The organism is Kitasatospora sp. NPDC057542, from assembly GCF_042801945.1.
Taxonomy (GTDB): domain Bacteria; phylum Actinomycetota; class Actinomycetes; order Streptomycetales; family Streptomycetaceae; genus Kitasatospora.
The window spans coordinates 35,121-46,828 of sequence record NZ_JBHVFE010000015.1; the positions used below are offsets into that span (position 1 = coordinate 35,121).

The window sequence follows — 11,708 nt, forward strand, 5'->3', positions numbered from 1 at the left end:
GTGGGCCCGTGCGGCCGGTGCCCGTCCCCTGGTCACCGCCCGCACGGGCCCGTACTGCGGCCGGCGCCTGTCCCGGACGGCCGGCCGTCCCGTCCGCCGGCCCTTCCCCGACGGGGCCGGCGGTGGTCGCGGGGGTCAGGTCCGCTTGCGGAACCGGGCGACCGCCAGCGGGGCGAAGACCGCGGTGGCGGCGGCCGACCAGATCAGCACGATCATCACCGGGTGGGCCACCGCCCCCTGGCCGTTGAGCAGGGAGCGGGAGGCGTCGGCCAGCGCGGACAGCGGGTTGACCTTGGTGAAGGCCTGCAGCCAGCCCGGCATGGTGTCGGTCGGTGCGAAGATCGAGCTGCCGAACTGCATCGGCATCAGGACCAGCATGGAGACGCCCTGCACCGCCTGGGCGCTCTTCATCGACATGCCGAGCAACATCGAGATCCAGACGATCGACATGCCGAACACCAGCGACAGGCCGACCGCGGCCAGCAGCTCCGGCACACCGGTCTTCAGCTCGAAGCCGAGGATGAACGCGAAGGTCAGCAGGATCGCGGAGGAGAGCAGCGCCCGCAGGGTCTCCGCCACGATCTTGGACAGCAGCACCGAGGCCCGGCCGATCGGCAGGGTGCGGAAACGGTCCATCACCCCGGTCTGGAAGTCGCTGTTCAGGCCGGTGCCGACGGCCAGCGCCAGGGTCATGCCGGTCTGCCCGAGCAGACCGGGGATCATGAACTGCTTGTACTCGTCCTGGTTGCCGGCGAAGATGGCGCCGCCGAAGACGTAGACGAACAGCACGGTGAAGACGATCGGCATCAGTACGGCGTCGAACATCGACTCCGGGTCGGCCTTGATCCGCATCAGGTTGCGCCGGGTCAGCGCGCCGACGTGGCGCAGGGTGCCGGCCAGGCCGATCCGGGTGTCCTCGGCCCGGGTGTCCTTCACCCGGGCGGGGGTGAGCGTGGCGGTGGTCATGCGACGGGCTCCTTGGCGAGGCTGGGGGCGGGGGCGGTGGCCGCGTCCGCGGTGGGCTTGCCGGTGATGGCGAGGAAGACCTCGTCCAGGCTGGGGACCTTGGTGTCGATGCCGGCGATCGCGAAGCCGCGGGTGCCGAGCACCGAGATGACGGCGGTCAGGTGCTCCTCGCCGGTGATCGGCACCGCGAGCAGGCCGTCGTCGTGCGAGACGGTGGCGTTGAGGACGCCGTTCTCGCGCAGGCAGCGGGCCATCTCGGGCAGCTCGGCCGGGTGGGCCGGGCGGACCTGGAGGGTCTGGCCGCCGACCCTGGCCTTGAGCTCGGAGACGGCGCCGTTGGCGATCACCTTGCCGCGGTCGATGACGGTCACCTCGTTCGCGAGCTGCTCCGCCTCCTCCATGTACTGGGTGGTCAGCAGGACGGTGCTGCCCTCGGCGACCATCCGCTGCACCTCGTCCCAGACCTCGTTGCGGGTGCGCGGGTCCAGGCCGGTGGTGGGCTCGTCCAGGTAGAGCACCCGGGGGCGGCCGATCATGCTGGCGGCCAGGTCGAGGCGACGGCGCATGCCGCCGGAGTAGGTCTTGGCGGGCCGCTTGGCGGCCTCGGTGAGGGAGAAGCGCTCCAGCAGCTCGGCGGCCCGGGCCTTGGCCTCCCGGCGGGGGAGGTCCAGCAGCCGGCCGATGAGGTAGAGGTTCTCGTACCCGGAGAGCAGCTCGTCCACGGAGGCGTACTGGCCGGTGAGGCCGATCGTGCGGCGCAGCTGCTTGGGCTGGCGCAGCACGTCGTAGCCGCCGACGAACGCGGTGCCGGCGTCCGGCTTGATCAGGGTGGACAGGACGCGCACCAGGGTGGTCTTGCCCGCGCCGTTGGGGCCGAGCAGGGCGAGGACGGTGCCCTCCTCGACGGTGAGGTCGACCCCGTCGAGGGCCTTGGTGCTGCCGTAGTGCTTGACGATGCCGTGCACCTCCACGGCGTTCCCGGAGGTGGTTCCCCGGTCGTTCGGGGCCGTCGCGATTCGTGTCATGCCTCCAGGCTGTCCGCCCCGGCCGTCAACTCCCTGTCGGCCCGGGCGGCGCGCTGTCGGCCCGCTGTCACGCGGCTGTCATCGGTCGCGCCGGGAACGACAGCGGCCCCGCTTCCGGCGAGGGAGCGGGGCCGCGAGGGGGAGCGTCAGTGGAAGCTGTGCTCCGCCGCCGGGAAGGCGCCGGTGCGCACGTCCTGCGCGTACGCCCGGGCGGCGTCGCCGAGGACGGTCCGCAGGTCCGCGTACTGCTTGACGAACTTCGGCACCCGGCCGGCCGTCATGCCGGCCATGTCGGTCCAGACCAGCACCTGGGCGTCGGTGTCCGGTCCGCCGCCGATGCCGACGGTCGGGATCGCCAGCTGCTCGGTGACCTGGGCGGCCAGCTCGGCCGGGACGGCCTCCAGCACCACCGCGAAGGCCCCCGACTGCTGGACGGCCTTGGCGTCGCGCAGCAGCTGGTGCGCCGCCTCGTCGCCGCGGCCCTGGACCGGGTAGCCGCCGAGGGCGTGCACGGACTGCGGGGTGAGGCCGATGTGGGCCATCACCGGGACGCCGGCCTCGACCAGCAGCTCGATCGAGCGGGCGCTGCGCTCCCCGCCCTCCAGCTTGACCGCGCCGACCCCGGCCTCCTTCATCAGCCGGGCCGCGTTGTGCATGGCCTGGGCGGGGGACTCCTGGTACGAGCCGAACGGCAGGTCGGCGACGATCATGGCCCGCTTGGTGCCGCGGACGACGGCGGCGGAGAGCATCACCATCTGATCCATGGTCACCGGGACGGTGGTCTCGTAGCCGAGGTGGCAGTTGCCCGCCGAGTCGCCGACCAGCAGCACCGGGATGCCGGCCTCGTCGAACACGCCCGCGGTGAGGGCGTCGTAGGCGGTGAGCATCGACCACTTCTCGCCGCGCTGCTTGGCGGCGGCGAGGTCGCGGACGGTGACCCGGCGGTTGGTGACCCCGCCGTAGAGGGTGGTGGTCGACGCCTGGTTCTGGGCAGGCGAAGGCGAAGAAGCGTTCATCGAACGGACTCCTGAAGGGTTGTCGTCTCGTGGCGCCGTGCGGCGTCCCCGGATTCCCTCCATGCTTGCACGCCCCGGCGCGCGCGCAAAGAGGGGTGCGTGCGTCCCGGTGGGATCCGCCGCACACCGGGCGGGCGGGCCGCCCGCGCCGGGGTGCGCGGGAGGCCTCCGAATTTGCCTTCTCTTTACGAAACGGATTCGTCTCGTATCGTATGGGCCGCTACTCTGGCGCGGGGGGTTGCGAGACGTATGCGGCTCGGAATGCCCGCCAGTGCAACGCCAACACGGACGGGAAGACCAATGACCACCGCAGCCGCGCCACCTCGCGTGCCGGAAGCCATCCACCGCCGGCGCTGGGCGATCCTCGGCACCCTGCTGCTCGCCCTGCTCGTCGTCGTGCTCGACAACTCGATCCTCAACGTCGCGATGAAGACCATCGCGACCCCCGCGCCGGTCGGCCTCGGGGCCACCCAGAGCGACCTGGAATGGTCGATCAACTCCTACACCCTGGTCTTCGCCGGCCTGCTCTTCACCTCCGGCCTGCTCGGCGACCGGTTCGGCCGCAAGCGCGCGCTGCTGGCCGGCATGGCGGTCTTCGGCGTCGCCTCGCTGCTGTCCGCGCTGGCCGCCTCGCCCGGTGAACTCATCGGCTACCGCGCCCTGATGGGCGTCGGCGGCGCGCTCGCGATGCCCGCCACGCTGGCGATCATCATGAACGTCTTCGAGCGCTCCGAGCAGCCCAAGGCGATCGGGATCTGGGCCGGCGCCGTCGGCCTGGCCATCGCCATCGGCCCGATCACCGGCGGTCTGCTGATCGAGCACTTCTGGTGGGGCTCGGTCTTCCTGGTCAACGTCCCGATCGTGGTCGTCGCGGTGATCGCGATGGTGATCCTGGTCCCCGAGTCCAAGGACCCCAACCCGGGCCGGATGGACCCGGTCGGCGTGCTGCTGTCGATCGTCGGGCTGGTCGCGCTGATCTACGGCATCATCAAGGGCGGCGAGCTGGCCGACTTCACCGTGGTCGAAGCCTGGGCGCCGACCCTGGTCGGCGTCGTCGCGCTGGCCGCCTTCGTCTGGTTCGAGCGCCGCACGCCGTTCCCCGCGCTGGACGTCACCTGGTTCCGCGACAAGGTGTTCAGCGCCTCCGTGGTGGTCGTCGGCGTGATCTTCTTCGCGCTGATGGGCGTCTCCTTCTTCGGCGTCTTCTACATCCAGAGCGTGCGTGGCTACAGTGCACTCCAGGCCGGCCTGCTGATGCTGCCGATGGCCGCCGCCCAGCTGCTGTTCGCCCCGCGGGCCCGGCTGGTGGTCGACCGGCTCGGCGTCGCCGCCACCGCCGCCGGCGGCATGCTGCTGGTCGCGCTCGGCTTCGTCGGCTACGCCGTGCTGACCGCCACCAGCCCGATCTGGATGCTGGTCGTGCTCGGCCTGGTGATGGGCGCCGGCATGGCGCACGTCATGCCGCCGGTCACCGTCGCGATCATGGCCTCGCTGCCCCGGGAGAAGGCCGGCGCCGGCTCGGCCGTCAACAACACCTTCCGCCAGGTCGGCGGCTCGCTCGGGGTCGCCGTGCTCGGCGCGGTGCTCTCCACCGTCTACCGCGACGGGATGGCCGACACCCTGACCCACCTGCCCGAGGGGCTGCGCGACAAGGCCGGCGAGTCGCTGGAGGCCACCCTGGCCATCGCCGACCGCCTTCCCGGCGGCCAGGCGCTCATCACCCCCGCGAAGGACTCCTTCATCCACGCCATGCACGTGGTGGCCTCGCTCTCGGTGGGCGTCTCGGTCATCGGCGCCGCGGTCGCCTGGTTCCTGCTGCCGCGCCGCTCGGCCGCCCCCGCGGGCCCGGGCGGCCAGGTCCCCGAGCAGCGCGGCCAGGAGCGGGAGGCGGCGGCCGCGGACGCCTGAGGCCGCACCGCAGCTGAGTGACAATGGCCCTGTCCCCCGGGTACGCCCCGGGAGGCAGGGCCCGGGTCCGGGGCAAGGTCCCCTGCCGCGGACCCATCGAGGGACACGCCACGGCGCCTGCGCGACCGGGGAGAGCGAGGGAGAGGCAGCGGGGATGAAGACGGACACGCCGACCGCCGGCACCGGGCAGCACTGCGCGGAGGTACGCCGTGGCCGGCCCCGCAGTGAGGCCGCCGAGCAGGCCATCTTCACGGCCGTCGAGGACCTGATGGCCGGCGGCACCGCGCTGTCCGAGCTCACCATCGAGGGCATCGCCGCCGCCGGCGGCGTCGGCAAGGCCACCATCTACCGGCGCTGGCCCAACAAGGAGGCCCTGCTGGTCGACGTGGTCAGCCGGCTGGAGGAGCCACTGCCGGAGCCCACCGGCGCCGGCGCCCGGGCCGACCTGATCGCACTGGTGGACCACGTCCGCCGGCGCGGCCTGGCCAAGCGCACCCGCTGGGTGCTCAAGGCCGCCATGGGCCAGATGCAGACCCTGCCCGAGCTGTACACCGCCTACCGGGAGCGGGTGATCAAGCCGCGCCGGGCGGTCGGGCTCGGCCTGATCCGCCAGGCCGTCGCCGAGGGCGTGATCCGTGACGACCTCGACCTGGACCTGCTCAACGACCTGCTGATGGGGCCGATCCTCTACCGCAGCATCCTGTGGGACGACTCCGACCTGGAGGACCCGGACCTGGCCCGCAAGCTGGTCGACTCCGTGCTCGAAGGACTCGCGCCCCGCTGATCCGGCCGAACGTGGCCTCGCTCACCAAACCGGGCCACGCCGGAACCCGCTCCGGGGGGCCGACGTCTGTCCCGGCATAGGCTGAGCCGGGTATCCGGTCAAACCGGCACCGGACCGGCGGCGGCACGAGCGACGGGAGCCACTTGATGGCGCAGGCGGACAGGACCGATCGGATCGTGGCCCCCGGGAGCGGCGCCGACGACCCGGCCCCCGCGCCGCGTCGCGTCGGCTTCATCGGCCTGCGCCACTGGGGCCGGGACACCCGCGGCAGCAGTACCTGGCGGCGCGGCCTGGTGATCGCCGCGCTCGCCGTGCTCACGGCCGTGCTGTTCGCCTTCCATGCCGAGGTGCCCAACCGGGTCGGCAACCTCGGCAGCCTGCTGGAGACCTTCCTGCCCTGGCTGGGCCTGGCCGTCCCGGTGCTGCTGGTGCCCGCGCTGCTGCGCCGCTCCGCCACCGCGCTGCTCGCCCTGCTGCTGCCCGTCGTGCTCTGGGTCAACCTGTTCGGCGGCCTGCTGAGCGACAAGCGGGGCGGCCCGGGCGACTGGACGGTGGTCAGCCACAACGTCGCCGCCGCCAACACCGACGTGCCCGGCACCATCCGTACCCTGGTGGACTCCGGCGCCCAGATCGTCGCCCTGCAGGAGCTGGCCGGCAAGCCGTTGCGCTCGTACGAGACCGGGCTGGCCGGCGCCTACCCGTACCACGAGGTGCAGGGCACCGTCGGGCTCTGGTCGAAGTACCCGATCAGTGACGTCTCCCCGGTGGACCTGAGGATGGGCTGGACCAGGGCCTTCCGCGCCCAGGTCGGCACCCCGCAGGGCCCGGTCGCGGTGTACGTGGCGCACCTGCCCTCGGTGCGGCTGAAGGCCGAGGGCGGCTTCACCGTCAACCAGCGGGACGTCAGCGCGCAGGCGCTGGGTGACGCGATCCAGGCCGAGCCGCTGAAGAAGGTCCTGCTGCTCGGCGACCTCAACGGCACCATGAACGACCGCAGCCTCGCGCCGGTCACCTCGCAGATGCGCTCGGCCCAGGGCGCCGCCGGTGACGGCTTCGGCTTCAGCTGGCCGGCCGCCTTCCCGATGGCCCGGATCGACCAGATCATGAGCAAGGGCGGGCTGGACCCGCTGGACTCCCGCACCCTGCCGCGGGACGGCAGCGACCACCTTCCGGTGGCCGCCACCTACCGGTACCAGCCGGTCCGCTAGGCCGTGCGCTTCAGCCGCGCCGCCAGCGGTTGGTGATCGGCAGGCGGCGGTCCCGGCCGAAGTTCTTGACCGAGATCTTCGGGCCCGGCGGGTACTGGCGCCGCTTGTACTCGGCGGTGTCGACCAGCCGGACCACCCGGTCCACCACGGCCGGGTCGAAGCCGGCCGCCACGATCGCGTCCCGGCCCTCGTCGCCCTCGATGTAGCGGGCCAGCACGCTGTCCAGCAGGTCGTAGTCGGGCAGCGAGTCGGTGTCCACCTGGTCCGGCCGCAGCTCGGCGGACGGCGGCTTGGTGATGGTGTGCTCCGGGATCGGCGGCACCTCGCCGCGCCGCTCGGCCTCCTCGTTGCGCCAGCGGGCCAGCCGGAAGACCAGCGACTTGTAGACGTCCTTGATGGGCCCGTAGGCGCCGACCGAGTCGCCGTACAGGGTCGAGTAGCCGACCGCCAGCTCGCTCTTGTTGCCGGGCGCGAGCACGATGTGCCCCTCCTGGTTGGAGATCGCCATCAGCAGGGTGCCGCGCAGCCGGGACTGGAGGTTCTCCTCGGCGAGGCCGGTCAGCTCGGTGGCCCCCAGGTAGGCGTCGAACATCGGGGCGATGGAGACGGTCCGGAAGCGCAGCCCGGTGCGGCGGGCCAGCTCGGCCGCGTCGTCCCGGGAGTGCCGGGAGGAGTAGCGGCTGGGCATCGAGACGCAGTGCACGTTCGCCGCGCCGACCGCGTCCACCGCGATCGCGGCCACCAGCGCCGAGTCGATGCCGCCGGAGAGGCCGATCAGCACCGACTCGAAGCCGTTCTTGGTCACGTAGGCCCGGGTGCCGGAGACCAGCGCGGCCCAGATCTCGGCCTCGTCCGAGATCCGCGGCGCCACCTCGGCGGTGAGCCTCTCCCGGCCTTCGGCCGGGGGAGCCCCCATGACGGGCGCGGCCTGCGGCTCGCCGTCCAGCTCGGTGCGGACCAGGTGCAGCCCGTCGCTCAGCAGCAGGCCGTCGGTGTGGTCGCGGCCGGCGGTCGGCAGGTCCAGGTCCAGCACCAGCAGGTGCTCCTCGAACTGCGGGGAGCGGGCCAGGACCTCGCCGTCCGCGCCGACCACGATCGAGTCGCCGTCGAAGACCAGCTCGTCCTGGCCGCCGACCATGTTGACGTACGCCAGGGTGCAGCCCGCCTCGGCCGCCCGGCGCCGCACCAGCTCCAGCCGCTGGTCGTCCTTGTTCCGCTCGTACGGGGAGCCGTTGACCACCAGCAGCAGCCCGGCGCCGATCTCGCGGGCGGCGGTGACCCGGCCGCCGTCCTGCCAGATGTCCTCGCAGATGGCCAGTGCGACGTCCACCCCGTGCACCCGCAGCACGGGCAGCTGGTCGCCCGGGACGAACCAGCGGAACTCGTCGAACACGCCGTAGTTGGGCAGGTGGTGCTTGGCGAAGCGGGTCACCACCTCGCCCCGGTGCAGCACCGCGGCGCAGTTCTGCGGGGAGCCGGCCGGGCGGTTGAAACGTGGCGAGGCGTGCTCGGAGCGCCCGAGGTAGCCGACCACCACCGGGACCTCGCCCAGCCCGTCCGCCGCCAGCCGGCCGGCCAGCTCGACCAGCGCACCGCGGGAGCCCTCGACGAAGGAGCGGCGCAGGGCGAGGTCCTCCACCGGGTACCCGGTGAGGGCCATCTCGGGGAAGGCCACCAGCTGCGCGCCGGCCTCCACGGCCTGCCTGGTCCAGCGCACCACCTCATCGCTGTTGCGGGCGAGGTCACCGACCCAGGGGTCGATCTGGCTCAGGGCGAGACGGAGAGTGGGCATGCCTCCGAGTCTAATCGTCTAACTGACGCAATGTCCTGGGCGGGGCCCGACGGCGGGGGTCGGCACTGCGGTGCCCGGTGCGGATCGGCCATGATGGGGGCAACCGCTTCACGAGGTCTTTCCGGGGCCTCCGGGGCGTAACACGAGCGTAAAGAGCAGAGGTGAGACTGTCCCCATGGGCAAGCAGCAGCAGTTCGTGCTTCGGACGCTCGAAGAGCGTGACATCCGGTTCGTCCGGCTGTGGTTCACCGACGTGCTCGGGTTCCTGAAGTCGGTCGCGGTGGCACCGGCCGAGCTGGAGCAGGCCTTCGAGGAGGGCATCGGCTTCGACGGCTCGGCGATCGAGGGCTTCGCCCGCGTGTACGAGTCCGACATGATCGCGAAGCCGGACCCGACCACCTTCCAGATCCTGCCCTGGCGCTCGGAGACCCCGGGCACCGCCCGGATGTTCTGCGACATCCTGATGCCGGACGGCTCGCCCTCCTACGCCGACCCGCGGTTCGTGCTCAAGCGCACCCTGGAGAAGGCCTCCGAGCAGGGCTTCACCTTCTACACCCACCCCGAGATCGAGTTCTTCCTGCTGAAGAACCTGCCCGGCGACGGCACCCCGCCCATCCCCGCCGACCAGTCCGGCTACTTCGACCACACCCCGCGCGGGGTGGGCCACGACTTCCGCCGCCAGGCGATCACCATGCTGGAGTCGATGGGCATCTCGGTCGAGTTCTCGCACCACGAGGGCGCCCCCGGCCAGCAGGAGATCGACCTGCGCTACGCCGACGCGCTGTCCACCGCCGACAACATCATGACCTTCCGGCTGGTCATGAAGGAGGTCGCGCTGGAGCAGGGCGTGCACGCGAGCTTCATGCCCAAGCCGTTCTCCGAGCACCCCGGCAGCGGCATGCACACCCACGTCTCGCTGTTCGAGGGCGACCGCAACGCCTTCCACGAGTCCGGCGCCGAGTACCAGCTGTCCAAGGTCGGCCGGTCCTTCATCGCCGGCCTGCTGAAGCACGCCGCCGAGACCGCCGCCGTCACCAACCAGTGGGTGAACTCCTACAAGCGGATCTGGGGCGGCTCCCAGCGCACCGCCGGGGCCGGCGGCGAGGCGCCGTCCTACATCTGCTGGGGCCACAACAACCGCTCGGCGCTGATCCGGGTGCCGATGTACAAGCCGGGCAAGCAGGGCTCCACCCGGATCGAGGTCCGCTCCCTGGACACCGGCTGCAACCCGTACCTCGCCTACGCCGTCACCCTCGCGGCCGGCCTGAAGGGCATCGAGGAGGGCTACGAGCTCCCGCCCGGCGCCGACGACGACGTGTGGGCGCTGTCCGACTCCGAGCGCCGGGCCCTCGGCATCCAGCCGATGCCGCAGAACCTCGGCGAGGCCATCGACCTGATGCAGCGCAGTGAACTCGTCGCCGAGACCCTCGGCGAGCACGTCTTCGACTTCTTCCTGCGCAACAAGCGCCAGGAGTGGGAGGAGTACCGCTCCGAGGTGACGCCGTTCGAGTTGCGGAAGAACCTCCAGGTGCTCTGACGGCTTGTCGACTGGTGCGGGCCGTGTGGGCGGTGTACCCCACGCACGTTAATCCGTTGGGCCAATGCGGTTACCCTGCAGCGGTGCGAGCCGTGGCGGGGTGACGAAGAGGCGTATTCAGAAGATCCGTTTTGCGGATCATTCTGGAGTGTCATGCGTACTCGAATCACCATCCTGGCCTTGTCCGGACTGACCTCGGCCGCCCTCGTGTGGGGTGCCGGCTCCGTGGCCTACGCCTCGCCCTCCGCCGACCACCGCGCAGCCGCCGAATCGGCGGAGGCGCGGGGTAACTGGGTCGACGGGCTCCTCCGTGCCGCGGAGGGCACCGGCAACGCCACCCATGCCTGGACCTTCGGCAATCGTGAAGTCCTCCCGCCCAAGCTGGCGGCCCGTCAGCCCCACCGGGCGGACGACCCCGCCGAGGCGGGCGTCGGCACCGAGGCGGGCGTCGGCACCGAGGCGGCCGTCGCCGCCGAGCCGGGCGCGGCAGCTCAGCCGGCCGAGGAAGGAACCGAGCAGAACGAGACGGCGAGTCAGCCGGGCGAGGACGACTCCGAGCGCGGTCGGCCCGCGGCCCGGCCGTCGACGCTCGGGTTCCTCAAGGAACTGGGCGGACTGGACGAACTGTCGTCCCGCACCGGCAAGCGCTGCCCCAAGGACCACCACGCCCCCGAATGCCCCTGCCCCCCCGGCGACCATGGTGGGCACGAGGGGCACGAGAGCCACGGCGGCCAGTCGAACGAGCCCGAGCACAAGCCCGAGCACAAGCCCGAGCACAAGCCCGAGCACAAGCCCGAGAACAAGCCCGAGCACAAGCCCGAGAACAAGCCCGAGCACAAGCCCGAGAGCCAGGCCCAGGACCAGGCCCAGGCTCAGGCCCAGGACCAGGCCCAGAGCCAGGACCAGGCCCAGGCTCAGAACGGCCAGCAAACCCAGGACCAGCAGGTCAACGTGACGGTCCTTGTGGAGAACACCGTCAAGAACGACCTCGACAACAGCTCGAACAACAGCGTCACCAACGTGAACAAGGCCAAGTTCAGCATGGTGGAGCAGGAGCCGCACAAGCCGGTCCACCAGGATCACAAGGGTGGTCACGAGGAGCACAAGGGCCACGAGGAGCACAAGGGCCACAAGGGTGGCCACGAGGAGCACAAGGGCCACCAGGGCGGCCACGAGGAGCACAAGGGCCACCAGGGCCACCAGAGCGGCCACGAGGAGCACAAGGGCCACCAGAGCCACCAGGGCGGCCACGAGGAGCAGAAGAGCCGGCACCACGGGGAGCTGGCCGAGACGGGGAGCGGGGCGTCGCCGGCCCTGCTCGGCTTCTCGGCGGCGTTCCTCGCGGCGGGCGCGATGGCCATGCGGATCAGCCGACGCTCCGCATGACCGGGCCCGGCCCGAAGGGCGCCGGGTGAGCACCGGCGGTGGCCGGAGCATTCAGTGACCGACGGGCGGTGCGCGCACGGCGCACC

9 protein-coding genes are annotated in these 11,708 nt (G+C 71.8%); 5 read left to right on the forward strand and 4 right to left on the reverse strand.

Annotated elements, in window-relative coordinates:
- Positions 1-135: 135 nt before the first annotated feature.
- The 3 genes from ACFU7Y_RS04170 to panB form a co-directional block, all read right to left on the reverse strand.
- Positions 136-966 carry an ABC transporter permease gene (locus tag ACFU7Y_RS04170; RefSeq protein ID WP_224280900.1) on the reverse strand — a complete coding sequence of 277 codons (831 nt, stop codon included), beginning with the start codon at positions 964-966 and terminating at the stop codon, positions 136-138.
- Positions 963-1,991 (reverse strand): ATP-binding cassette domain-containing protein, encoded by a 1,029-nt coding sequence (locus ACFU7Y_RS04175; protein ID WP_224280899.1) that lies wholly within the window; start codon positions 1,989-1,991, stop codon positions 963-965. The genes ACFU7Y_RS04170 and ACFU7Y_RS04175 overlap by 4 nt, the downstream gene beginning before the upstream one ends.
- 146 nt (positions 1,992-2,137) lie before the next feature.
- The gene (gene panB, locus ACFU7Y_RS04180; RefSeq protein ID WP_224280898.1) at positions 2,138-3,007 is read right to left on the reverse strand and encodes a 3-methyl-2-oxobutanoate hydroxymethyltransferase; all 870 of its coding nucleotides are present in this window, start codon (positions 3,005-3,007) and stop codon (positions 2,138-2,140) included.
- A gap of 300 nt (positions 3,008-3,307) precedes the next feature.
- On the opposite strand from panB, the gene ACFU7Y_RS04185 reads away from it, so the two are divergent.
- The 3 genes from ACFU7Y_RS04185 to ACFU7Y_RS04195 all read left to right on the forward strand — a co-directional run bounded on the left by ACFU7Y_RS04185 (position 3,308) and on the right by ACFU7Y_RS04195 (position 6,907).
- Positions 3,308-4,915, forward strand: coding sequence for an MFS transporter (locus tag ACFU7Y_RS04185; protein ID WP_224280897.1), 1,608 nt, complete (start codon positions 3,308-3,310; stop codon positions 4,913-4,915).
- A 154-nt stretch (positions 4,916-5,069) separates the two neighbouring features.
- Complete coding sequence (locus ACFU7Y_RS04190; protein ID WP_224280896.1) at positions 5,070-5,699, forward strand: TetR/AcrR family transcriptional regulator; 630 nt, start codon at positions 5,070-5,072, stop codon at positions 5,697-5,699.
- A 146-nt stretch (positions 5,700-5,845) separates the two neighbouring features.
- Entirely contained in the window at positions 5,846-6,907 is a 1,062-nt protein-coding gene (locus ACFU7Y_RS04195; protein WP_224280895.1) for an endonuclease/exonuclease/phosphatase family protein, read from the forward strand.
- 10 nt (positions 6,908-6,917) lie between these two features.
- On the opposite strand, the gene ACFU7Y_RS04200 is transcribed toward ACFU7Y_RS04195, so the two are convergent.
- Positions 6,918-8,699: an NAD+ synthase gene (locus ACFU7Y_RS04200; RefSeq protein WP_224280894.1), complete on the reverse strand. Its 1,782-nt coding sequence runs from the start codon at positions 8,697-8,699 to the stop codon at positions 6,918-6,920.
- A 175-nt stretch (positions 8,700-8,874) separates the two neighbouring features.
- Between ACFU7Y_RS04200 and glnA the strand changes: the two genes are divergently transcribed.
- Entirely contained in the window at positions 8,875-10,236 is a 1,362-nt protein-coding gene (gene glnA / locus ACFU7Y_RS04205) for a type I glutamate--ammonia ligase (RefSeq protein ID WP_224280893.1), read from the forward strand.
- A 153-nt stretch (positions 10,237-10,389) separates the two neighbouring features.
- Positions 10,390-11,622, forward strand: coding sequence for a hypothetical protein (locus tag ACFU7Y_RS04210; RefSeq protein WP_380766412.1), 1,233 nt, complete (start codon positions 10,390-10,392; stop codon positions 11,620-11,622).
- The last annotated feature ends 86 nt before the right edge of the window (positions 11,623-11,708 follow it).

Bases quoted from the DNA above. Each gene is read 5' to 3' on its own strand.
- glnA (WP_224280893.1), top strand. From the start codon at position 8,875: ATGGGCAAGCAGCAGCAGTTCGTGCTTCGGACGCTCGAAGAGCGTGAC.
- ACFU7Y_RS04170 (WP_224280900.1), bottom strand. From the start codon at position 966: ATGACCACCGCCACGCTCACCCCCGCCCGGGTGAAGGACACCCGGGCC.
- ACFU7Y_RS04195 (WP_224280895.1), top strand. From the start codon at position 5,846: ATGGCGCAGGCGGACAGGACCGATCGGATCGTGGCCCCCGGGAGCGGC.
- ACFU7Y_RS04175 (WP_224280899.1), bottom strand. From the start codon at position 1,991: ATGACACGAATCGCGACGGCCCCGAACGACCGGGGAACCACCTCCGGG.
- ACFU7Y_RS04200 (WP_224280894.1), bottom strand. From the start codon at position 8,699: ATGCCCACTCTCCGTCTCGCCCTGAGCCAGATCGACCCCTGGGTCGGT.
- ACFU7Y_RS04185 (WP_224280897.1), top strand. From the start codon at position 3,308: ATGACCACCGCAGCCGCGCCACCTCGCGTGCCGGAAGCCATCCACCGC.
- panB (WP_224280898.1), bottom strand. From the start codon at position 3,007: ATGAACGCTTCTTCGCCTTCGCCTGCCCAGAACCAGGCGTCGACCACC.
- ACFU7Y_RS04210 (WP_380766412.1), top strand. From the start codon at position 10,390: ATGCGTACTCGAATCACCATCCTGGCCTTGTCCGGACTGACCTCGGCC.
- ACFU7Y_RS04190 (WP_224280896.1), top strand. From the start codon at position 5,070: ATGAAGACGGACACGCCGACCGCCGGCACCGGGCAGCACTGCGCGGAG.